The organism is Kitasatospora sp. NPDC101801 (genome assembly GCF_044766665.1).
Classification (GTDB): domain Bacteria; phylum Actinomycetota; class Actinomycetes; order Streptomycetales; family Streptomycetaceae; genus Kitasatospora.
In genome coordinates this window covers 367647-389717 of sequence record NZ_JBIWML010000002.1, presented here as the reverse complement: position 1 = coordinate 389717, position 22071 = coordinate 367647, and the positions used below count along the sequence as shown (strand labels likewise).

Genomic DNA, 22071 nt, shown 5'->3' with positions numbered 1-22071 from the left:
CGTTCAGGCTTCGAGCGCGGTCGGGGCGCCGGCGGTGGTCCGCTCGGCGTTGCGGCGGGTCTTCGCCCAGCCGTTCCGGCCGAGCAGCAGCCGGACGGCGGCCCGGGTGGCCACCAGGAAGACGTGGTAGGTGTACAGCCAGAGCGCCAATCCCCAGAGCAGGCCCAGCAGTCGGCTGCGGTCGGGGTGCACGGTCCGGCGGTAGGCGAAGCCCCAGCAGACCAGCGGCAGCGCGGCGAGCGCGAAGGCGAGCAGCATCAGCGGTCCGTAGGCGGCCTCGAAGGCGGCCGCGGCCGCGCCGAAGAAGATCCGGGTGGCCAGCGAGATGCCGAGGGTGACCGGGAGGAGCAGCACCAGCAGCACCGCGACCACCGGCTGGAGGAAGGTGTACATCACCTCGGCCTTGCCGCCCAGCGTGTAGTGCGGGGAGCGGAGCACCCGGCCGGCGTACCGCAGGCACTGCATGTTGCCCTGCGCCCAGCGGGTCCGCTGGGTGAGGAAGCGGCGGCCCGAGACCAGGCCCTCCTGGGACACCCGGGTCTCCGGCACGTGCGTCAACCGGTAACCGGCCAGCCGGAGTTCGAGGCCGGACTCGTAGTCCTCCAGCAATGCCCGCTCGGGCCAGGGGCGCTGCTCCCGGCCGGCCAGCGCGTCCAGCGCGGCGAGCCGGACGAACTGGCCGTTGCCGCCCAGGCCGACGCTGCCGGTGCGGCGGCGGAGCAGCTGCATGCCGGAGTTGCTGGCCTGGAACTCGACGTCCTGCATCCGGACCAGGGCCCGGGCGAAGGCGTTGGCGGCCCGGCCGCGGCCGGGCAGCGGGCGGGGGTCGTCGGCGTTCCGCATCCGGACGCCGATCTGCACCGCGCCGGTGTCCGGGCGTCCGAGCGCGTGCTCGGTGCTGACCAGGGCCAGGGTGTCGGCGGCCAGTTCGCCGTCGGCGTCGATCACGCCGAGCACCACCCGCTCGCGGTCGGTGCCGGGCGCCAGCCGGTCGGAGATCTGCCGGTAGGCCGCGTTCAGCGCGGCGCCCTTGCCGATCCGGGCGTCCGGACGGCGGCGCTGCACCAGGTGGATCATCGGGTCGCGGTCGGCGGCGGCCTGCACCAGCTCGCGGGTGCGATCCTCGCTGTCGTCGTCCACCACCCAGAGGTGCGCTCGGGGAGAGGACCTGCGCAGCCCCGCCAGGGTCTGCCCGACCACCGCCTCCTCGTCCCGGCAGGGGATCACCAGGTGCCACTGGAAGACCGCCGGGTCACCGGGCTCGGCCGGCCGGCTGCGCCGGAAGGCGTCGGCCGAGCCGGCCCAGTAGAGCAGGAAGCGGCCGAACACGAAGACCATGTACGCCAGCAGGGCGAGCGAGAGCAGTTCGGCCGTCCACAGCACCTGGGTCCGGTGACTGAGGAAGTACGCGTGAACGGCATTCATTGCAAGGCTCCATCGGCAAAATGATCTTCGATTTGATGGTGACTTGCTTCAATCATCATCTATTCACATGGTAAACCTTCAACTTGGCCAACTCTTTGCCGAGTGACCCCCCTCACGTGAGTCGTGGACCACCCGGACCGGAGCGGTGAAGCGGCTCCGTAGACTGGGCGCGTGAGCGACAAGGCCCCGCAGAACCCGTACACGATCCGCCCCGTCAACCCGGACCCCGCAGACCCGGCGGGTGAGCTGCGCGAGATCGAGACCGCCCTCTCCGCCCGCTGGCCGGAGAACAAGCTGGAGCCGTCGCTCGACCGGATGGCGGCGCTGATGGACATCCTCGGCCAGCCCCAGCGGGCGTACCCGGCGATCCACATCACCGGGACCAACGGCAAGACCTCGACCGCCCGGATGATCGAGCAGCTGCTGCTCGCCTTCGAGCTGCGCACCGGGCGCTACACCAGCCCGCACGTCGAGTCGGTGACCGAGCGGATCAGCCTGGACGGCGCACCGATCACGGTCGCCAAGTTCATCGAGACGTACCGCGACATCGAGCCCTACGTGCAGATGGTCGACGCCCAGCAGCCGATCCCGATGTCCTTCTTCGAGGTGCTCACCGGCATGGCGTACGCCGTGTTCGCCGACACCCCGGTGGACGTCGCGGTGGTCGAGGTCGGGATGGGCGGCTCCTGGGACGCCACCAACGTGGTCGACGGCGACGTCGCGGTGATCACCCCGGTCGGCCTGGACCACACCGACCGGCTGGGCGACACCACCGGCAAGATCGCCGTCGAGAAGTCCGGGATCATCAAGACGGGGGCGCTCGCCGTGGTCGCCCAGCAGCCGCTGGACGCCGCCGAGGCGATCCTGCGCCGCGCGGTCGAGGTGGACGCCACCGTGGCCCGCGAGGGCATGGAGTTCGGGGTGATCCGCCGTGAGGTCGCGGTCGGCGGTCAGCTGGTGACGATCCGGGGGCTCGGCGGCGCCGAGTACGAGGACGTCTTCCTCCCGCTGCACGGCGCCCACCAGGCGCACAACGCCGCGCTCGCGCTCACCGCCGTCGAGGCGTTCTTCGGCGTCGGCGGTGCCCGGGGCGGCACGCTGGACGCGGAGAAGGTCCGGGCCGCGTTCGCCGGCGTCAGCTCGCCCGGCCGCCTCGAGGTGGTCCGGCGCAGCCCCACCGTGATCCTGGACGCCGCGCACAACCCGCACGGGGCCGAGGCCAGCGTCGCCGCGATCACCGAGTCGTTCGGCTTCACCAAGCTGGTCGGCGTGATCGCCACCAGCGGCGACAAAGACGCCTCCGGCTTCCTGTCGGTCTTCGAGCCGATCCTGGCCGAGGTCGTCATCACCGAGAACTCCACCCACCGGGCCACGCCGGTGGACCAGCTGGCCGCGATCGCGGTGGAGATCTTCGGCGAGGACCGGGTCCGGATCGAACCCCGGCTGGACGACGCCATCGACGCCGCCGTCACGATGGCGGAGGACGAGGAGCTCGGCGGCGCCGGGGTCGTCATCACCGGCTCGGTCATCACCGTGGGCGAGGCCCGCATCCTGCTCGGGAGGAAGTGACATGCGCGTCCTGTGTTCCTCGACCCTGATCGGCGAGGCACTGCTGATCATGTTCGCGGCGCTGGTCGCGATGCAGCTCTCGGACGTCCCCACCACCACGGTGTGGATCGTCAGCGGGATCGCGATGCTGCTCTGCGTGCTGCTCTGCGGCGCGATCACCCGCCCCGGGGCGGTGGCGGTCGGCTGGGCGCTCCAGATCGGACTGATCGTCAGCGGCTTCGTGCTGCCCACCATGTTCGGGCTCGGGCTGGTCTTCGCGGCGCTCTGGTGGTGCTCGGTGCACTACGGGCGCCGGATCGACGAGATCAAGGCCGCCCGCGAGGCCGCTGCCGCCTAGGTGGCGGGCCCGCGCGCGTGGGCGTCCCAGGGGCGCGGGGAACTGCGCGTCACGGCAGGGCAGCACGGGCAACCGGCTCACCGAGCCCGGCTTGCAGGTGCTCCGCCGTCCGGGTCGCGCAGTTCCCCGCGCCCCTACCGGCATCACCAGTACCGCAGATCGAGCCCCGCGCTCACGCAAGGTAGCCTTTCGGGTGACCGACCCCTAGTCCCCAGGAGCCGTTAACGTGTCGCAGCGCACTCTCGTCCTGCTCAAGCCCGACGCCGTCAAGCGCGGCCTGGCCGGCGAGATCATCAGCCGGATCGAGCGCAAGGCCGGCTGGCGGCTCGCCGCGGTCGAGCTGCGCACCTTCGACCGGGAGACGCTGGAGCAGCACTACACCGAGCACGTCGGCCGCCCGTTCTACGAGCCACTGCTCGAGTTCATGACCTCCGGTCCGTCGATCGCGCTGATCGTCGAGGGCGAGAACGTCGTCCCCGGCATCCGCGCGCTGGCCGGTGCCACCGACCCGCTGCAGGCGGGCCCGGGCACCATCCGCGGTGACTTCGCCACCATCACCCGGGAGAACCTGATCCACGCCTCGGACTCCGAGGCGTCGGCCGAGCGCGAGATCAAGATCTTCTTCCCGGCCCAGGCCTGACCGCCTGACGGGCCCTCACCTGGTCGGGCCACGCACCGTCAGGCCCGACCAGGTGAATCCAGGCGTTTCATCCTCAAATACGGAACTCGAAGGCCCGACACGGCGTCCCAATCCTCGGAGATGCCGACGAGCCGCCGGAGAATGGGCAGCACGCCGTACCCCGCAGTCCGAGACGACCGGCGTGGCTACGATGGAGCACAACTCACGGGCTCGGTACGGCAGGTCAGCCGTCGTCCGCCCCCCTCTCCCCGCCATCTGATTCCGAGCTCGGGAAGGCACCACACACCCCATGGCCAACAATCTGTCGTTCATCGGCCGTGACATGGCGATCGACCTGGGTACTGCCAACACGCTGGTGTACGTCAGGGGCAAGGGGATCGTCCTCAACGAGCCGTCCGTGGTCGCGGTGAACACCAACACCGGCGGCATCCTGGCGGTCGGGTCCGAGGCGAAGAAGATGATCGGGCGCACGCCCGGCAACATCGTCGCGATCCGCCCGCTCAAGGACGGCGTGATCGCCGACTTCGAGATCACCGAGCGGATGCTGCGGTACTTCATCCTGAAGATCCACCGCCGCCGCTACCTGGCCCGCCCCCGGGTGGTGGTCTGCGTGCCCAGCGGCATCACCGGAGTCGAGCGCCGCGCCGTGATCGAGGCCAGCTCGCAGGCCGGCGCCCGCCAGGTGCACATCATCGAGGAGCCGATGGCGGCCGCGATCGGCGCCGGGCTCCCGGTGCACGAGGCCACCGGCAACATGGTGGTGGACATCGGCGGCGGCACCACCGAGGTCGCGGTGATCTCGCTCGGCGGGATCGTCACCGCGCAGTCGATCCGGGTGGCCGGCGACGAGCTGGACAACGCGATCGTGCAGCACATCAAGAAGGAGTACAGCCTCCTCCTCGGTGAGCGCAGCGCGGAGCAGATCAAGATGAGCATCGGTTCGGCCTTCGCCCTGGAGGGCGAGAAGGACGAGCACGCCGAGATCCGCGGCCGCGACCTGGTCAGCGGTCTGCCGAAGACCGTGGTGATCTCCGCGGCCGAGGTGCGCGAGGCGATCGACGAGCCGGTCAACTCGATCATCGACGCGGTGAAGACCACCCTGGACCAGTGCCCGCCGGAGCTGGCGGGCGACGTGATGGACCGCGGGATCGTGCTCACCGGTGGCGGCGCCCTGCTGCGCGGCCTGGACGAGCGGCTCCGCCGGGAGACCGGCATGCCGATCCACATCGCGGAGAACCCGCTCGACTCGGTCGCGCTCGGCTCCGGCAAGTGCGTCGAGGAGTTCGAGGCGCTCCAGCAGGTACTGGACGCCCAGCCCCGTCGTTGAGCGGGAGAGAACACACGTCAACTGAAGGGCCCTCAGCCGTCCACAGCGGGTGGGGGCCCGGCACCGAAGGGGCAGCTCCAGCATCGTGAGGGACACCCGAGAGAGCCGACTGCTGCTGGTCCTGCTGGTCGCGGTCGCTTTCGCCCTGATCACCGTGGACATCAAGGGCGGCGAGAGCTCTCCGCTCAGCGGCGCCCGGCGGGCCGCCGCGAGCGTGCTCGGCCCGGTCGAGCGCGGGGCGGCCGGGGTGGTCGACCCGGTGGCCGGTACCGTCCGGGCGGTCCGGGACGCGGGCACCCACCAGGCCAGGCTGGACCAGATCACCCGGGAGAACACCGACCTGCGCCAGCGGGTCGCCTCCTCCGACACGGCGTCGGGCCGCACCAAGCAGCTGGACGAACTGCTGCGCACCGCGGGCAGCGGCGGTTACACCGTCAAGGCCGCCCAGGTGATCGCGATCGGCGCCGCCCAGGGCTTCTCCTGGACCATCACCATCGACGCCGGCAGCGACGACGGCCTGACCCGGGACATGACCGTGATCAACGGCCAGGGCCTGGTCGGCCGGATCACCACCATCGCGCCCACCACCGCCACCGTGCTGCTCGCCTCCGACCCCGGCTTCAGCGTCGGGACCAGGATGGAGGGCTCCGGCGAGATCGGCTTCGCCAACGGCCAGGGCACCGGGCCGATGAAGGTCTCGCTGCTCAACGGCAAGGCCCAGGTCAAGGCCGGCGACCGGCTGGTCACCTTCGGCTCGCAGAGCGGCCGCCCGTTCGTCCCCGGCGTCCCGGTCGGCAAGGTGGTCGAGGTGGAGGCGACACCGGGTCAGCTCACCAAGACCGTGCTGGTGGAGCCGTTCGTCCAGTTCACCCGGCTCGACCTGGTCGGCGTGGTGGTGGTCCCGCCGCGGACCGACCCGAGGGACGCCGTGCTGCCGCCCGCCTCGACACCCGCAGGGGGGAACTGACCATGCGGATCAACCGCGTCCTGCTCTCCGCCATCCTGATCCTGCTCGGCCTGGTGATCCAGGTCAGTGTGCTCGGACGGCTCCAACTCCCGGGCGCCACACCGGATCTGCTGCTGCTCGTGGTGGTCGGTCTGGCCCTGGTCTACGGCCCCACCGGCGGCTGCCTGGTCGGCTTCTCGGCCGGTCTGCTGGCCGACCTGGCCCCACCCAGCGACCACGCCATCGGCCGCTACGCCTTGGTGCTCTGCCTGCTCGGCTACGTCGCCGGGCTGCTCCGCCCGGACGGCGCCCGGCAGCGCTCGGCGGTCAGCGCGCTGCTGATCGTGGCGGTCGCCGCGGTCGCCTCCACCCTGCTGTACGCGACGGTCGGCGCCCTGGTCGGCGACACCGCCGCCCGGCACGTCGGCCTGACCGGCCTGGTGTTCAGCGCCCTGCTGTACGACGTGCTGCTGGCCCCGTTCGTGGTGCCCGCCGTGATGATGCTGGCCCGCCGGTTCGACGGCGGCAGCGTGGTCACCGAGTCCGAGGACTCCGGCGGTTCGGGCCTCGGCACGCTGTCCCGCTACCGCACCACCCGCGAGGCGTCCCCGCTGCCCGGCTACGGCCGCAAGCGGCGGATTCCCGGCCTGGCCAAGCGCCCCTGAGGAGCGAGCACCGTTGAGCAACATCCCGGAGACCGGCCGCACCCAGCGGGTGACGATCCGTCTGATCGTCCTGCAGGTCTTGGTGCTGTCGCTGCTCGCCACCCTGGGCGGACGGCTCTGGTACCTGCAGATCCGCACCGGCCACGAGTACGTCGAGAAGGCCGCGGGCAACCACGTCCGCGAGGTGGTCGAGCCGACCGTCCGCGGCGAGATCCTGGACGCCTCGGGCCGCATCCTGGCCGGTAACGAGGCCAAGCTGGTGGTCTCGGTCAGCCGGACCGCGCTGCTCCAGCAGAAGGACCACGGCAAGGCAGTGCTGGCCCGGCTCGCCGACGTGCTCGGGATGCCCGCCAAGGACGTCCAGGACAAGGTCAGGCTCTGCGACGCCAAGACCCCGCAGCCCTGTTGGAACGGCTCGCCCTACCAGCCGATCCCGGTCACCAAGGCGGCCACCACCCAGCAGGCGATGCAGATAATGGAACGGCACGAGGACTTCCCCGGCATCACCGCCCAGCCCACCTCGCTGCGCCGCTACACCGGGGCCGAGGGCGCCAACCTGGCCCAGGTGCTCGGCTACCTCTCGCCGGTCACCGACGAGGAGGTCACCAAGTCCAAGGACAAGGAGGGCCGGGAGCGCCGGCTGCCGGTCGACCAGATCGGCCGGGCCGGCCTGGAGTCGGTGTACGACAACGACCTGCGCGGCACCACCGGCATCGACCGGCTGGAGGTGGACAACCTCGGCCGGGTGATCGGCAGCGCGGGCAAGACCCCGGCGGTGCCCGGCAACAACCTGGTCACCAGCATCGACGCCCGGGTGCAGAAGGCGGTCGAGGACAACCTGGCGCAGGCCATGGTGGACGCCCGCAAGGCATGGGACAAGGACACCAAGCGCAACTACGAGGCGGACTCCGGCGCGGCCCTGGTGATGGACGTGCACACCGGCCGGATCGTCGCGATGGCCAGCGCCCCGACCTACGACCCCAACCTCTGGGTCGGCGGCATCGCGGGCAAGGACTACCAGGGCCTGACCAGCAAGGAGTCCAACTACCCGCTGCTGAACCGGGCCATACAGGGTCAGTCCGCCCCCGGCTCCACCTTCAAGGTGGTCTCCGCCGCCGCGGCCGCCCAGGCCGGGTACTCGCTGAACGGCAACTACCCCTGCCCGAGCAGCCTGACCATCGGCGGCCGCGAGTTCAAGAACTTCGAGAGCCAGGGCTACGGCTCGATCAGCCTGGCCCGGGCGCTGGAGGTGTCCTGCGACACCGTCTTCTACGGCCTCGCCTACGACCAGTGGATGGCCGACGGCGGCATCAAGCCGAAGAAGGACGCGGCGGACTGGTTCTTCAAGACCGCCAAGCAGTTCGGCCTCGGCGCCAAGACCGGCATCGACCTGCCCAGCGAGGCCCCGGGGCGGATCCCGGACCGCAAGTGGAAGCAGGAGTACTACGACGCCAACAAGGACGCCTGGTGCGAGCAGGCGAAGAAGAACGACAACGAGTACGGCACCCTGGTGGCCAAGGAGAACTGCGCCGACGGCAACCAGATGCGCGCCGGTGACATGGTCAACTACGCCATCGGCCAGGGCGACACCCTGGTGACGCCGCTCCAGATGGCCAAGATCTACTCCGCGCTGGCCAACGGCGGCACGCTCTACCGCCCGACCATCGGCAAGGCCGTGGTCAGCCCGGACGGCACCGTGGTCCGCGAGATCGCCCCGCAGGTGGACGGCAAGCTGCCGACCGACGAGCGCACCCTGCAGTACATCGACCAGGCCACCAAGGGCGTCATCGAGCAGGGCAGCGCCGCCTGGAAGTTCACCGGCGCGGGCTGGCCGCAGGGCAAGATCGAGCTGCACGCCAAGACCGGCACCGCGGAGGTCTTCGGCAAGCAGACCACCTCCTACCTGACCACTTACAGCCGCGACTACGCGGTGGTCATGACGATGAGTCAGGCCGGTACCGGCTCCGGCGCCTCCGGTGACGCCGTCCGGCGGATCTACCAGGCGCTGTACGGCGTGGACGACAAGGGCAACATCGACAACGGCAAGGCGCTGCTCAGCAAGCCGCAGGCCGAGCTGCCGAAGTTCAACCCGGACGGGACCGCCGTCCACCCGGTGGCGTTCCTCGACCCGCTGCCGCCGGTTGCCCCCGCCGCGCCGGGCACGCTGACCCTGGCCGCGCTCGAACCCGCCACCCGCACCGCCGGAAGGGGCCGGGCATGACCTCCTCGTACAGCCAGTACCGGCTGGCGCCGCAGCGCGGCACGGTGGGCCGGGCGCTGGCCAAGGGCTCTCCGCTCCGCCGACTGGACTGGATCATGGTGCTGGCCGCCCTCGGCCTCTCGCTGGGCAGCTCGCTGCTGGTCTGGTCGGCCACCCGGGGCCGGGACTCGCTGACCCACGGCGACCCGCAGTACTTCCTGTTCCGGCACCTCACCAACCTGGCGATCGGTCTGGCGCTGTGCGGGGTGGTGGTCCTGATAGGGAGTCGGCGCCTGCGCACCGCCGTGCCGGTGGTCTACGTGGTGGTGCTGCTGATGCTGCTCGCGGTGCTCACCCCGCTGGGCTCGACCATCAACGGCGCCAAGGCCTGGATCCAGTTCGGCGGCGGCTTCTCGATCCAGCCCGCCGAGTTCGCCAAGTTCGCCATCATCCTCACCATGGCCGTGGTGCTGTCCGCCCGGGTGGACGCGGGGGAGCGGGAGTTCCCGCCGGACCGCAGCGTGCTCCAGGCGCTCGGGCTGGCCGCGCTGCCGATGGCCGTGATCATGCTGATGCCGGACCTCGGCTCGGTGATGGTGATGGGCGTCATCATCCTCGGCATCCTGCTCGCCTCCGGCGCGGCCAACCGCTGGGTCTTCGGCCTGATCGGCACCGGCGCGCTCGGCGCGGCCGCGATCTGGCAGCTCGGGGTGCTGAGCAAGTACCAGATCGACCGGTTCGCCGCCTTCGCCAACCCGGCGCTCGACCCGGCCGGGGTGGGCTACAACACCGCCCAGGCCCGGATCGCCATCGGCTCCGGCGGCCTGACCGGGATGGGGCTCTTCAAGGGCACCCAGACCACCGGCCAGTTCGTCCCCGAGCAGCAGACCGACTTCGTCTTCACGGTGGCCGGCGAGGAGCTCGGCTTCGTCGGCGCGCTCGGCCTGATCGTGCTGCTCGGCGTGCTGCTCTGGCGGGGCTGCCGGATCGCCCGGCACGCCACCGACCTGTTCGGCACCGTCGTGGCGGCCGGAGTGGTCAGCTGGTTCGCCTTCCAGGCCTTCGAGAACATCGGGATGAACCTCGGCATCATGCCGGTGGCCGGCATCCCGCTGCCCTTCGTCAGCTACGGCGGCTCCTCGATGTTCGCGGTCTGGATCGGCATCGGCCTGCTCCAGTGCGTCCGCACCCAGCGGCCGATAGGGATTTGACCCCGTCCGGTTCGGCTACCCTTGAGGGTCACCCTGTCCCCGCCGCAAAGGGCTCACCGCATGCCAGTCGAATCGGTCTTCCCACGCCTGGAGGCCCTCCTCCCGCACGTCCAGAAGCCGATCCAGTACGTCGGCGGCGAGCTCAACTCGACCGTCAAGGACTGGGACAGCGCCGACGTCCGGTGGGCCCTGATGTACCCCGACGCCTACGAGGTCGGGCTGCCCAACCAGGGCGTCATGATCCTGTACGAGGTGCTGAACGAGCGCGAGGGCGTGCTCGCCGAGCGCACCTACAGCGTCTGGCCGGACCTGGAAGCGCTGATGCGCAAGCACGACGTGCCGCAGTTCACCGTCGACGCGCACCGGCCGGTCAAGGCGTTCGACGTGTTCGGGCTCTCCTTCTCCACCGAGCTCGGCTACACCAACATGCTGACCGCGCTCGACTTGGCCGGTATCCCGCTGAACGCCGCCGACCGGGGTCTGGACGACCCGATCGTGCTGGCCGGCGGGCACGCCGCGTTCAACCCCGAGCCGATCGCGGAGTTCATCGACTGTGCGGTGATCGGGGACGGCGAGCAGGCCGTGCTCGACATGACCGAGATCATCCGGGCCTGGAAGGCCGAGGGCCGCCCCGGCGGCCGCGACGAGGTGCTGCTCCGGCTGGCCCGTACGGGTGGTGTCTACGTCCCGCGGTTCTACGACGTGGACTACCTGGAGGACGGCCGGATCGCCCGCGTGGTGGGCAACCGCGAAGGCGTGCCGTGGCGGGTCTCCAAGCACACCGTGATGGACCTGGACGAGTGGCCCTACCCCAAGCAGCCGCTGGTCCCGCTGGCCGAGACGGTGCACGAGCGGATGTCCGTGGAGATCTTCCGCGGCTGCACCCGCGGCTGCCGTTTCTGCCAGGCCGGCATGATCACGCGCCCCGTGCGGGAGCGAAGCATCACCGGCATCGGCGAGATGGTCGAGCGCGGGCTGAAGGCCACCGGCTTCGAGGAGGTCGGCCTGCTCTCGCTCTCCTCGGCCGACCACACCGAGATCGGTGACATCGCCAAGGGCCTGGCCGACCGCTACACCGAGGACAAGATCGGCCTCTCGCTGCCGTCCACCCGGGTCGACGCCTTCAACATCGACCTGGCCAACGAGCTGACCAGGAACGGCCGTCGCTCGGGTCTGACCTTCGCCCCCGAAGGTGGCTCGGAGCGGATCCGCAAGGTGATCAACAAGATGGTGTCGGAGGAGGACCTGATCCGCACCGTCGCCGCCGCCTACGGCAACGGCTGGCGCCAGGTGAAGCTGTACTTCATGGTCGGCCTCCCCACCGAGACCGACGAGGACGTGCTGCAGATCGCCTCGATGGCGAAGAACGTGATCCAGAAGGGCCGCGAGGTCACCGGCCAGAACGACATCCGCTGCACGGTCTCGATCGGCGGGTTCGTCCCCAAGCCGCACACCCCGTTCCAGTGGGCGCCGCAGCTCTCCGCCGAGGACACCGACGCCCGGCTCGGCAAGCTCCGGGACGCGATCCGCAGCGACCGCAAGTACGGCAAGAACATCGGTTTCCGCTACCACGACGGCAAGCCCGGCATCATCGAGGGCCTGCTCTCCCGGGGTGACCGCCGGGTCGGCGCGATCATCCGGGCCGTCTACGAGGACGGCGGCCGGTTCGACGGCTGGCGCGAGCACTTCAGCTACGACCGCTGGATCGCCGCCGCCGAGAAGGGCCTGGCCGGCACCGGCGTCGACGTCGCCTGGTACACCACCCGCGAGCGCACCTACGAGGAGGTGCTGCCCTGGGACCACCTGGACAGCGGCCTCGACAAGGACTGGCTCTGGGAGGACTGGCAGGACGCCCTCGAGGAGGTCGAGGTCGAGGACTGCCGCTGGACCCCGTGCTTCGACTGCGGCGTCTGCCCCCAGATGGACACGTCCATCCAGATCGGCCCGACCGGCGTGAAGCTGCTGCCGCTCACCGTGCTCAACTCGTAGGACCGGTCCGCAACCTGACGGCCCCTCCCGTGCGTGCTGCACGGGAGGGGCCGTCAGGGCATTCAAGGGGGGAACACCGATGGAGCAGCAGGACGACAGACCGGCCGAGGGCTGTCTGGTCGCCTTCGTCCGGATACCGGCCCGGATCATCGCCTTCACGGTGGTGGTCCCGCTGCGCTTCGGCTGGGAACTGCTGGTCCTGGTCCGGCGGCCGGTCGGGGCGGCCCTCAACTGGCTCGGCCGGCTGATCGGCCGGATCTGCTACGGCCTGGTCGGCCGGCCGCTGCTGATGGTCCACCGCCATCTGCTCACCCCGCTCGGCCACGCGTCGTACTGGGCCGGCCGGATGCTGCTGGCCTTGCTGGGGTGGTGCCGGCGCTCCGTGCTGGCACCGCTCGGCCTGGCGCTGGCCGCCGCAGTGCGGGCCACCGGGCGCGGCCTGGCGCTGGCCGCCGAGTGGCTGTACGGGAACCTGCTGGCGCCGCTCGGGCGCGGCCTGGCCCTCGCCGTCCGTACGGTCGGCCGAGGGCTGGAGCTCGCGGCGGCGGGGCTCGGCCAGGCGGTCGGTTGGGTGATCGGGGTGCTGGTGCTGCTGCCTCTGGTGTGGTGTCACCGGAAGGTGCTGAACCCGCTCGGCCGGGGGCTGCTCTGGTTCGCCCGCAACGGCGTCGTGCTGCCGCTGGCGTGGCTGGTGGAGTGGGTGGTGCTGGCCCCGCTGGGGTGGCTGTGGCAGCGGGTGCTGACCCCGGCGGGCCGGGGCCTGGTGCGCGCCGTGCGATGGCTCGGCCGGGCGCTGGTCCACCTGGTCCACCGGCTGGTGGTGCTGCCGCTGGTGTGGGTGTGGCGGTCGGTGCTCACGCCGCTCTGGCGCGCCCTGGTCGCGGGGGTGGCCGCCCTCGGGCGCGGGCTGCTGCGGTCGGCGGTGCTGCTCGTGCGCGGGCTGGGGTGGCTGCTGTGGCACCTGGTCGCGCGGCCGCTCGGGTGGCTGTGGCGGACGGTGCTGTACTTGGCGCTCCGGACGGTCGGTCAGCTCCTGGGGCGGGCCTGGCACTTGGGCGGCCGGCTGTGGCGGTCCCTGGTGGCGCGGCCGTGCCGTTGGCTGCGCCGGGAGGTCTGGTGGCCGGTCAAGGACGAGCTCCGGCGGGCCTGGGCATCCGTCCGGGTGGCGGCCCGGGAGGCCAGGCGGGCGCTGGTGGGGTGATCAGGCCGTACCCTTGAGCCTGACAGAGTCCGGCCGGAGCCCGTTGGTGCAGTGGCCGGACCGGCCCACTGACTAAGGACTGAGCGACCCTGGCACGCCGCACGCCTGACGGTCCGCCGCCCGCGCCGACGGTGCAGCGCATCCGTCTCCGGTACACCAAGCGCGGCCGTCTGCGCTTCACCAGCCACCGTGACTTCCAGCGGGCGTTCGAGCGCGCGCTCCGCCGCTCGGCCGTCCCGATGGCGTACTCGGCGGGATTCACCCCGCACCCGAAGGTCTCCTACGCCAACGCCGCCCCGACCGGGGTGGCCAGCGAAGCCGAGTACCTGGAGATCGGCCTGGCCGAGTTCCGCGACCCGGAGCAGCTGCGCGCGCAGCTCGACGAGTCGCTGCCGGACGGTCTGGACATCACCGACGCCGTCGAGGTCCGCACCCCGAACTTCGTGGAGCGGCTGGAAGCCTCCGAGTGGCAGGTCCGATTGGACCAGGTCACGCCCGAGGAGGCCGGTCGGGCGATCACCGCTTTCCTGGCCGCCGAACGGGTCGAGGTCGAACGCCTCACCAAGAACGGCGTACGGGTCTTCGACGCGCGCGGGCCCGTCGCGGCACTCGAACTGCTTTCGCCGCAGGTCGGCGATGGTAACGAGACCGGCACGGACGGTACCTCCGATGTTCGTAGCACCAATCCCTGTGCGATACTGCGGCTGGTAGTACGACACGCCACACCCGCCGTACGACCCGACGACGTTTTGTCCGGTCTCCGTGCGACGGCCGACCTGGCGCCGCCGGTCCCCGCTGAGGTGACCAGGCTGGCGCAGGGGCCGCTCGACGAGGAGACCGGCACGGTGACCGACCCGCTGGCGCTCGACCGCGCCGCGGCCCCGGCCGGCCTGTAGGCCGCCGGGCCGCGCGCACCTGCGTCCGCCTAGCGGGAGGAGGGCCGGCCCGGTCTCCGGGCCTGTCCCCTCCGGGCCGCTGCGGCTCCCCAGGGGAGCGAGCGCCGTCGAACGCAGGCCAGCCCCTGGTGGCCCGCCGCCCCGGATGGGCGGTTGGCCCGAGGACCCCTCCGGCAGCCATCCGGGACGGGGGACGGCACCGGCCCGGACAAAACTTGAAGACTGGTCAGAACCAGAAGACTTTCGACACCCCGCACTGTGCGGGGCGCCGAGCGAGACTACGAGCCCCTGTGCGGCATCGGCGTCCCGCACGGCGACGCCGTGGAGGTCGGCCCGCGAAGCTCGCGACCGACCGGAACCAGCGGCGTCGCGCCGTGCCCGGATGCGGAGCCCGGGGGCCTGACGGGAGATCCACCCGCATGCTCGAGAACGAGAACAACGAACCGCAGCAGTCCGCGGCCGACGACAGCGCGGCCCCGCCGCGCCGCCGGCGCCGCGCGGTGTCCCGCCCGGCGGGTACGCCGCAGGGCGCCGCCGCGGAGACCACCGGGACGGTCCTGCCGGCCGAGACCCAGGAGGCCCCGGCCGCCGCCGAGGAGCCCGCCCCCGAGAAGCCGGTGCGGGCCCGTCGGGCCCGCAAGCGCGTGGAGTCCCCGGCCGGTGCGCCGGACGCGGTCGAGACCGCCGTCGAGGCGCCCGCCCCGGTCGAGGCCGTGGCCGAGGAGCCCGCGCCGGAGAAGCCCGTCCGGGCCCGTCGCACCCCCCGCAAGCGGGCCGAGACCGCCCCGGTCGCGGCAGAGGAGACCCCCGTGGTCGAGCCGGTGGCGGAGGCCCCGGTCGTCGCCGAGGAGCCCGCTCCGGTGGTCGAGGACGCCGCCCCGCCGCGTCGCCCCCGCCGTCGCCGGGTGGTCGAGGCCGCCCCGGTGGTGGCCGAGGAGCCGGTCGTCGAGGAGGAGCCCGAGGCTCCGGCCGAGGAGCCGGTGGCCGAGGCCCCGGCCGTGGTCGCCGAGCCCGCCCCGGTGGTCGAGGACGCCGCCCCGCCGCGGGCCCGCCGCCGTGCGGTCCGCCCGTCCACCGCGATCTTCCAGGCCCCGGTCTTCCAGGAGCCCGCTCCCTACGTCGCCCCCGCCGCCCCCGTCGCCGCTCCGGCCGCCGCCGTGAGTGCTCCGGCCGCCGCTGCCGCTCCGGCCGCGCCCGCCGCCGCCCCGGTCGCCGCTCCGGCCGCGACGACCCAGGAGGAGGACGAGTTCGAGTACAGCGGGGTCGGCCGTCGCCGTCGCACCCGCCAGCAGGTCCGGGTGCAGACCCCGTCCCGCCAGTCCCGAGGTGGCCGCCACGAGGCCCGCCAGGAAGCCCGTCAGGAGAGCCGCCCGGAGCCGCGCGTCGAGCAGCCCCGCGTCGAGCAGGCCCGGGTCGAGCAGCCGCAGCCGGTCCGCGAGGTGCCCAAGGCCGAGGCCCCGGCCGTGGTCGAGGAGGCGCCCGTCGAGGTGACCGCCGGCCCCGAGGCCGAGGGCGAGTGGGAGGACGACCGTCCGTCCCGCCGTCGCCGCCGGGGCGGCCGTCGCCGCCGTCGCGGTGAGGCCGAGGAGTTCGAGGGCGAGCAGGGCACCGAGCCGGCCGCCGCTCCCGTCGAGGAGCCCGAGGACGACGCCGAGGAGGACGACGAGGACGACCTGGCCGGTGGCCTGGCCTCGTCCCGCCGTCGCCGTCGCCGTCGTCGCCGCAGTGGTGACAGCGGTGGTGGCGTCGAGCTGGCCGCCGAGACCACCGAGGACGGCGTCCGAACCGTCGTCAAGGTCCGCGAGCCGCGCCGCCGTTCGACCGAGCCGGCCTTCGACCCGGACGAGGTGCAGTCGATCAAGGGCTCCACCCGTCTGGAGGCCAAGAAGCAGCGCCGCCGCGAGGGCCGCGAGCTGGGCCGCCGCCGGGTGCCGATCATCACCGAGGCCGAGTTCCTGGCCCGCCGGGAGTCGGTCGAGCGGGTCATGGTGGTCCGTCAGAACGGCCTGCGCACCCAGATCGGTGTCCTCGAGGACAACGTGCTGGTCGAGCACTACGTGAACAAGGAGCAGGCCACCTCGTACGTCGGCAACGTCTACCTGGGCAAGGTCCAGAACGTGCTGCCGTCGATGGAGGCCGCCTTCGTCGACATCGGCAAGGGCCGCAACGCGGTGCTGTACGCCGGTGAGGTCAACTTCGGTGCGCTGGGCGGCCACGGCGGCCCGCGCCGGATCGAGTCGGTGCTCAAGTCCGGCCAGTCCGTGCTGGTCCAGGTCTCCAAGGACCCGATCGGCCACAAGGGCGCCCGGCTGACCAGCCAGATCTCGCTGCCCGGCCGCTACCTGGTCTACGTGCCCGAGGGCTCGATGACCGGCATCAGCCGCAAGCTCCCGGAGAACGAGCGCGCGCGCCTCAAGCAGATCCTCAAGAAGATCGTCCCGGACGACGCGGGCGTGATCGTGCGCACCGCCGCCGAGGGCGCCAGCGAGGACGAGCTGACCCGCGACGTGCAGCGCCTGCAGGCGCAGTGGGAGGAGATCCAGAAGAAGGCCGCCACCGGCAACGCCCCGGCGCTGCTGTACGGCGAGCCGGACATGACCGTCCGGGTCGTCCGCGACATCTTCAACGAGGACTTCACCAAGGTCATCGTCTCCGGCTCGGAGGCGTGGAACACCATCCACGAGTACGTCACCAACGTGGCGCCGGACCTGACCGAGCGTCTGCAGCGGTGGACCTCGGACGTGGACGTGTTCGCCACCTACCGGATCGACGAGCAGCTGATGAAGGCGCTGGACCGCAAGGTCTGGCTGCCCAGCGGCGGTTCGCTGGTGATCGACCGGACCGAGGCCATGATCGTGGTCGACGTCAACACCGGCAAGTTCGTCGGCCAGGGCGGCAACCTCGAGGAGACCGTCACCCGGAACAACATCGAGGCGGCCGAGGAGATCGTCCGTCAGCTGAGGCTCCGTGACCTCGGCGGCATCATCGTGATCGACTTCATCGACATGGTGCTGGAGTCCAACCGGGACCTGGTGCTGCGTCGGCTGCTGGAGTGCCTGGGCCGGGACCGGACCAAGCACCAGGTGGCCGAGGTCACCTCGCTCGGCCTGGTGCAGATGACCCGCAAGCGGGTCGGCCAGGGCCTGCTGGAGTCCTTCTCCGAGTCCTGCGTGCACTGCAACGGCCGCGGCGTGATCGTCCACATGGAGCAGCCCACCTCGGTGGGCGGCGGCGGTGGCCCGGTCGGCACCTCGGGCGAGGCCGCTGCGGCGGGTGCCTCGAAGCGCCGTCGCCGGGGCAAGGGCGGCACCTCGCAGGAGGAGTCGCACCAGGTCTCCGAGGCCGTCGAGTCGGTCGAGGACGAGCACGACCACGAGGAGTTCGAGGTCATCCCGAACGGCTCCGAGCAGCTGGAGATCGCCGTCCCGGAGGCCGTCGAGGTCGTCGAGACCGTGGTCGAGGCGCCGGTCGTCGCCGAGCAGCCCGCGCCGCAGGTCGACCTGGTCGAGATCGAGGCGGCCCCGGCCGCTCCGGCCGGCCGGACCCGCCGTCGGGCGGTCCGCAAGGCGACCGCTCCGGCCGGTGCGCCGGGCGGGGCCGAGATCGTGGTGCTGCAGGCCCGCGCCGAGGCCGCGATGGAGGCCGCCCTGACGGCTGCCGCCACCCCAGTCGCGGAGCCGGTCGCCGAGCCGGTGGCCGAGGTCGTCGTCGAGGAGTCGCCGGCCGAGGCCGAGCTGCCCGTTGTCGAGGAGCCGGCGGCCGAGGAGGAGCCCGCGCCGAAGAAGCGCGCGGCCCGCAAGGCTCCGGCCAAGAAGGCCGTCGCGGCCAAGAAGACCGTGGCCGCGAAGAAGACCACCGCCCGCAAGACCGCCACCAAGCGGACCAGCGCGGCGGCCAAGAAGGCCGCGGCCGCCGAGGGTGATTCGGCGGCTGAGTAAGCCCTTGGGCCGGGGCGGTCCGTACGGGCCGCCCCGACCCCGGTAGGGCCCGGTTTGCCCAAGTGGGTGCCGGTCCGTATTCTTGACCCTTGGCGTGTCTGACGCCGCGCTCCCGAGCACATCACCTCTCGAAACTTGTTTCGAGGGAGGCTGCCTGTGTCCGTACCCAGGTGGCTGGCATCGAGAGTTCCGATCGAGTTAGAGAAAGCAGGTACCGCATGTACGCGATCGTTCGCGCAGGCGGCCGCCAGCACAAGGTCGCCGTCGGCGACGTGCTGGAGATTGACCGTGTTGACGTCAAGCCGGGTGACTCGGTGGAGCTCTCGACCATCCTGGTCGTCGACGGTGACGATGTCACCTCCGACCCGTGGGTCCTCGCCGGCGTGAAGGCTCACGCCGAGGTGGTCGACCACACCAAGGGTGAGAAGATCATCATCCTGCGCTACAAGAACAAGACCGGTTACCGTCGCCGCCAGGGCCACCGTCAGCGCCACACCGCTGTCCGGATCACCAGCATCGACTCCGTCAGCAAGTAAGGGGATAGCGAGATGGCACACAAGAAGGGCGCAAGCTCTACCCGGAACGGCCGTGACTCGAACGCCCAGCGCCTCGGCGTGAAGCGCTTCGGCGGTCAGGTCGTCAGCGCCGGCGAGATCCTGGTCCGCCAGCGTGGCACCCACTTCCACCCGGGTGCGGGCGTCGGTCGCGGCGGCGACGACACCCTGTTCGCGCTGAACGCCGGTGCGGTGCAGTTCGGCACCCACCGCGGTCGTCGCGTTGTGAACATCGTGGCCGTCGAGGCCTGATTCTGACCCTGCGTCGGAATTCACATGGAGGGTGGACCGGAATTTTCCGGTCCACCCTCCATGCTTTGAAGCAGAGAACGTTTTTCCCTATCTGGAGGCACACCCCATGACCACCTTCGTGGACCGCGTCGAACTGCATGTCGCCGCGGGTAACGGGGGCCACGGCTGCGCCTCCGTTCACCGGGAGAAGTTCAAGCCGCTCGGCGGGCCCGACGGCGGCAACGGCGGTGAGGGCGGCAGCGTCATCCTCATGGTCGACGCCCAGGTCACCACCCTGCTGGAGTACCACCACTCGCCCAAGCGCAAGGCCACCAACGGCAAGCCGGGCGCGGGCGGTCACCGCACCGGTTCGACCGGCGGCGACCTGGTGCTGCCGGTGCCGGACGGCACCGTGGTGATGGACAAGCAGGGCAACGTGCTGGCCGACCTGGTCGGCCACGGGACCAGCTTCATCGCCGCGGCCGGTGGCCGCGGCGGTCTCGGCAACTCGGCCCTGGCCTCGTCCCGCCGCAAGGCCCCCGGCTTCGCGCTGCTCGGCGAGCCCGGCGAGGCCCGCGACATCGTGATGGAGCTCAAGTCCGTCGCCGACGTCGCCCTGGTCGGCTACCCGAGCGCGGGCAAGTCCTCGCTCATCTCGGTGATCTCGGCCGCCAAGCCGAAGATCGCCGACTACCCGTTCACCACCCTGATCCCCAACCTCGGCGTGGTCACCGCGGGCGAGACGGTCTACACCGTCGCCGACGTCCCCGGCCTGATCCCCGGCGCCAGCCAGGGCCGCGGGCTGGGCCTGGAGTTCCTCCGCCACGTCGAGCGCTGCACCGTCCTGGTGCACGTGCTGGACTGCGCGACCCTGGACCCGGGCCGTGACCCGCTCACCGACCTCGAGACCATCGAGGCCGAGCTCGCCCAGTACGGCGGTCTCGAGGACCGCCCGCGCCTGGTCGCGCTCAACAAGATCGACGTGCCGGACGGCCAGGACATCGCCGACCTGACCCGGGCCTCGCTGGAGGAGCGCGGCTACCGCGTCTTCGAGGTCTCCGCCGCCTCCCGGGCGGGCCTGCGCGAGCTCAACTACGCGATGGCCCAGATCGTCGCCGAGGCGCGGGCCGCCAAGCCGCTCCAGGAGGCCACCCGGATCGTGCTGCGGCCGACCGCCGTGGACGACGCCGGCTTCACCGTCACCGAGGAGGACGGCGCGTTCCGCGTGCGCGGCCTCAAGCCCGAGCGCTGGGTCCGGCAGACCGACTTCTCCAACGACGAGGCGGTCGGCTACCTGGCCGACCGGCTGGCCCGGCTCGGTGTCGAGGACCAGCTCTGGAAGGTCGGTGCCACCGAGGGCGACACCGTCATCATCGGCCCGGACGAGAACGCCGTGGTCTTCGACTGGGAGCCGACCCTGGCCGCCGGTGCCGAGATGCTCGGCCGCCGTGGCGAGGACCACCGTCTGGACACCCAGCGCCCCGCGCTGGACCGCCGCCGCGACAAGCAGAAGCTGCGCGACTCGGCCGAGGACGAGTTCCTCGCCTTCGAGGCGCTCTCCAGCAAGCGCCCGGCGCTGGACGTGGACGACTCCGGCGACGAGGAGTAACTCCCGCGCCGCCACAGGGGCGTGGGCAGCCGACCGGCCGCCCACGCCCCTGTGGCGTGTCCACGGGCTGAAAAGCCGTCGGGGGCGAGGGGTCGGATCGCGTAGATTACGACCCGTCGATTCTCCTGTGGAGGCAATGCCCGATGACGGACCAGACCCTGCGTCAGGAGGTGCTGACCGCACGCCGCATCGTGGTCAAGGTCGGCTCCTCCTCGCTCACCACCGCTGCCGGCGGGCTCGACGCGGACCGGGTGGACGCACTGGTCGACACCCTGGCCAAGGCCCGCAGCCAGCCCGCCGCCCCCGAGATCGTGCTGGTCTCCTCCGGCGCGATCGCGGCCGGTCTGGCCCCGCTCGGGCTGGACCGCCGCCCGCCGGACCTGGCCCGTCAGCAGGCCGCCGCCAGCGTCGGCCAGGGCCTGCTGGTCGCCCGGTACACCGCCTCGTTCGCCCGGTACGGGGTCCGGGTCGGCCAGGTGCTGCTGACCGCCGAGGACGCCAGCCGCCGGGCGCACTACCGGAACGCCTACCGGACGCTGGACCAGCTGCTGGCGATGGGCGCGATGCCGATCGTCAACGAGAACGACACGGTGGCCACCGCCGAGATCAAGTTCGGCGACAACGACCGGCTGGCCGCGCTGGTCGCCCACCTGGTCCGGGCCGACCTGCTGGTGCTGCTCTCCGACGTGGACGGCCTGTACGACGGCGACCCGAGCAAGCCCGGCACCAGCCGGATCGACCAGGTCAGCGGCCCGCAGGACCTGGACGGGATCGAGATCGGCAGCTCCGGCAAGGCCGGCGTCGGCACCGGCGGCATGGTCACCAAGGTGGAGGCCGCCCGGATCGCCACCGGCGCCGGCATCCCGGTGGTGCTGACCGCCGCCAGCCAGGCCGCCGACGCGCTGGCGGGCCGGCCGACCGGCACCCTGTTCCTGCGCACCGGCAGCCGGTCCGCCGACCGGCTGCTCTGGCTGGAGCACGCCAGCAGCCCGCGCGGTGCCCTCCAGCTGGACCCGGGCGCGGTCGAGGCGGTCGTGACGGGCGGGAAGTCACTGCTGCCCGCCGGGGTGACCCGGGTGGACGGCGACTTCTCCGCCGGTGATCCGGTGGACCTTCTTGGCGAAAACGGCCACATCGTCGCCCGTGGGCTGGTCAACTTTGATGCGAGGGAGTTGCCCCGTCTGCTCGGCCGGTCCACCAGGGAGCTGGCCCAGGAGCTCGGTGCCGCGTACGAGCGCGAGGTCATCCACCGCGACGACCTGGTCATCCTGCGCGGCTGACGGGCCCGACCCCTAGGCCGTCCGCAGCGGCCACGACACGACGTCGCCGAACA

General features: G+C 71.8%; 17 protein-coding genes. 16 read left to right on the top strand and 1 reads right to left on the bottom strand.

The window, feature by feature from the left end:
• Window positions 1-3: 3 nt before the first annotated feature.
• On the bottom strand, window positions 4-1425 hold the full coding sequence (locus tag ACIRPK_RS06020) for a glycosyltransferase (protein ID WP_403033606.1): 1422 nt from the start codon (window positions 1423-1425) through the stop codon (window positions 4-6).
• Between the two features lie 204 nt (window positions 1426-1629).
• Here ACIRPK_RS06020 and ACIRPK_RS06015 point away from each other — a divergent pair, with 204 nt between their 5' ends.
• The 16 genes from ACIRPK_RS06015 to proB all read left to right on the top strand — a co-directional run bounded on the left by ACIRPK_RS06015 (window position 1630) and on the right by proB (window position 22018).
• Entirely contained in the window at window positions 1630-2994 is a 1365-nt protein-coding gene (locus tag ACIRPK_RS06015) for a bifunctional folylpolyglutamate synthase/dihydrofolate synthase (RefSeq protein WP_403033753.1), read from the top strand.
• A 1-nt stretch (window position 2995) separates the two neighbouring features.
• Window positions 2996-3331: a DUF4233 domain-containing protein gene (locus ACIRPK_RS06010; protein ID WP_403033603.1), complete on the top strand. Its 336-nt coding sequence runs from the start codon at window positions 2996-2998 to the stop codon at window positions 3329-3331.
• A 226-nt stretch (window positions 3332-3557) separates the two neighbouring features.
• A complete protein-coding gene (gene ndk / locus ACIRPK_RS06005) occupies window positions 3558-3971 on the top strand; it encodes a nucleoside-diphosphate kinase (RefSeq protein ID WP_403033601.1) in 414 nt (137 codons plus the stop codon).
• Window positions 3972-4272: 301 nt separating this feature from the next.
• Window positions 4273-5298, top strand: a complete 1026-nt coding sequence (locus ACIRPK_RS06000; protein ID WP_073927935.1) for a rod shape-determining protein — start codon at window positions 4273-4275, stop codon at window positions 5296-5298.
• Between the two features lie 85 nt (window positions 5299-5383).
• Window positions 5384-6265 carry a rod shape-determining protein MreC gene (mreC, locus tag ACIRPK_RS05995; protein WP_403033599.1) on the top strand — a complete coding sequence of 294 codons (882 nt, stop codon included), beginning with the start codon at window positions 5384-5386 and terminating at the stop codon, window positions 6263-6265.
• A gap of 2 nt (window positions 6266-6267) precedes the next feature.
• A complete protein-coding gene (gene mreD, locus ACIRPK_RS05990; RefSeq protein WP_403033596.1) occupies window positions 6268-6909 on the top strand; it encodes a rod shape-determining protein MreD in 642 nt (213 codons plus the stop codon).
• Between the two features lie 13 nt (window positions 6910-6922).
• Window positions 6923-9130, top strand: coding sequence for a penicillin-binding protein 2 (gene mrdA / locus ACIRPK_RS05985; RefSeq protein ID WP_403033593.1), 2208 nt, complete (start codon window positions 6923-6925; stop codon window positions 9128-9130).
• Window positions 9127-10320, top strand: a complete 1194-nt coding sequence (gene rodA / locus ACIRPK_RS05980) for a rod shape-determining protein RodA (RefSeq protein ID WP_403033591.1) — start codon at window positions 9127-9129, stop codon at window positions 10318-10320. Before mrdA ends, rodA begins: the two co-directional genes overlap by 4 nt.
• A gap of 60 nt (window positions 10321-10380) precedes the next feature.
• The gene (locus ACIRPK_RS05975; RefSeq protein WP_403033589.1) at window positions 10381-12309 is read left to right on the top strand and encodes a TIGR03960 family B12-binding radical SAM protein; all 1929 of its coding nucleotides are present in this window, start codon (window positions 10381-10383) and stop codon (window positions 12307-12309) included.
• Window positions 12310-12388: 79 nt separating this feature from the next.
• Entirely contained in the window at window positions 12389-13510 is a 1122-nt protein-coding gene (locus ACIRPK_RS05970) for a hypothetical protein (protein WP_403033586.1), read from the top strand.
• Between the two features lie 131 nt (window positions 13511-13641).
• The gene (locus ACIRPK_RS05965; RefSeq protein WP_403033584.1) at window positions 13642-14406 is read left to right on the top strand and encodes a TIGR03936 family radical SAM-associated protein; all 765 of its coding nucleotides are present in this window, start codon (window positions 13642-13644) and stop codon (window positions 14404-14406) included.
• Window positions 14407-14825: 419 nt separating this feature from the next.
• Window positions 14826-18344, top strand: a complete 3519-nt coding sequence (locus ACIRPK_RS05960; RefSeq protein ID WP_403033581.1) for an Rne/Rng family ribonuclease — start codon at window positions 14826-14828, stop codon at window positions 18342-18344.
• A gap of 218 nt (window positions 18345-18562) precedes the next feature.
• Entirely contained in the window at window positions 18563-18880 is a 318-nt protein-coding gene (rplU, locus tag ACIRPK_RS05955) for a 50S ribosomal protein L21 (RefSeq protein WP_184919524.1), read from the top strand.
• A 12-nt stretch (window positions 18881-18892) separates the two neighbouring features.
• The gene (gene rpmA / locus ACIRPK_RS05950) at window positions 18893-19150 is read left to right on the top strand and encodes a 50S ribosomal protein L27 (protein ID WP_057238555.1); all 258 of its coding nucleotides are present in this window, start codon (window positions 18893-18895) and stop codon (window positions 19148-19150) included.
• 106 nt (window positions 19151-19256) lie between these two features.
• Window positions 19257-20738 (top strand): GTPase ObgE, encoded by a 1482-nt coding sequence (gene obgE / locus ACIRPK_RS05945; protein WP_403033577.1) that lies wholly within the window; start codon window positions 19257-19259, stop codon window positions 20736-20738.
• A 143-nt stretch (window positions 20739-20881) separates the two neighbouring features.
• A complete protein-coding gene (proB, locus tag ACIRPK_RS05940; RefSeq protein ID WP_403033575.1) occupies window positions 20882-22018 on the top strand; it encodes a glutamate 5-kinase in 1137 nt (378 codons plus the stop codon).
• Window positions 22019-22071: the final 53 nt, after the last annotated feature.

Excerpts from the sequence above, each read along its gene's own strand:
- ACIRPK_RS06020 (WP_403033606.1), bottom strand. The coding sequence starts at position 1,425 with ATGAATGCCGTTCACGCGTACTTCCTCAGTCACCGGACCCAGGTGCTG.
- ACIRPK_RS06010 (WP_403033603.1), top strand. The coding sequence starts at position 2,996 with ATGCGCGTCCTGTGTTCCTCGACCCTGATCGGCGAGGCACTGCTGATC.
- mreD (WP_403033596.1), top strand. The coding sequence starts at position 6,268 with ATGCGGATCAACCGCGTCCTGCTCTCCGCCATCCTGATCCTGCTCGGC.
- rodA (WP_403033591.1), top strand. The coding sequence starts at position 9,127 with ATGACCTCCTCGTACAGCCAGTACCGGCTGGCGCCGCAGCGCGGCACG.
- ACIRPK_RS05975 (WP_403033589.1), top strand. The coding sequence starts at position 10,381 with ATGCCAGTCGAATCGGTCTTCCCACGCCTGGAGGCCCTCCTCCCGCAC.
- ACIRPK_RS05970 (WP_403033586.1), top strand. The coding sequence starts at position 12,389 with ATGGAGCAGCAGGACGACAGACCGGCCGAGGGCTGTCTGGTCGCCTTC.
- ACIRPK_RS05960 (WP_403033581.1), top strand. The coding sequence starts at position 14,826 with ATGCTCGAGAACGAGAACAACGAACCGCAGCAGTCCGCGGCCGACGAC.
- rplU (WP_184919524.1), top strand. The coding sequence starts at position 18,563 with ATGTACGCGATCGTTCGCGCAGGCGGCCGCCAGCACAAGGTCGCCGTC.
- rpmA (WP_057238555.1), top strand. The coding sequence starts at position 18,893 with ATGGCACACAAGAAGGGCGCAAGCTCTACCCGGAACGGCCGTGACTCG.
- obgE (WP_403033577.1), top strand. The coding sequence starts at position 19,257 with ATGACCACCTTCGTGGACCGCGTCGAACTGCATGTCGCCGCGGGTAAC.
- proB (WP_403033575.1), top strand. The coding sequence starts at position 20,882 with ATGACGGACCAGACCCTGCGTCAGGAGGTGCTGACCGCACGCCGCATC.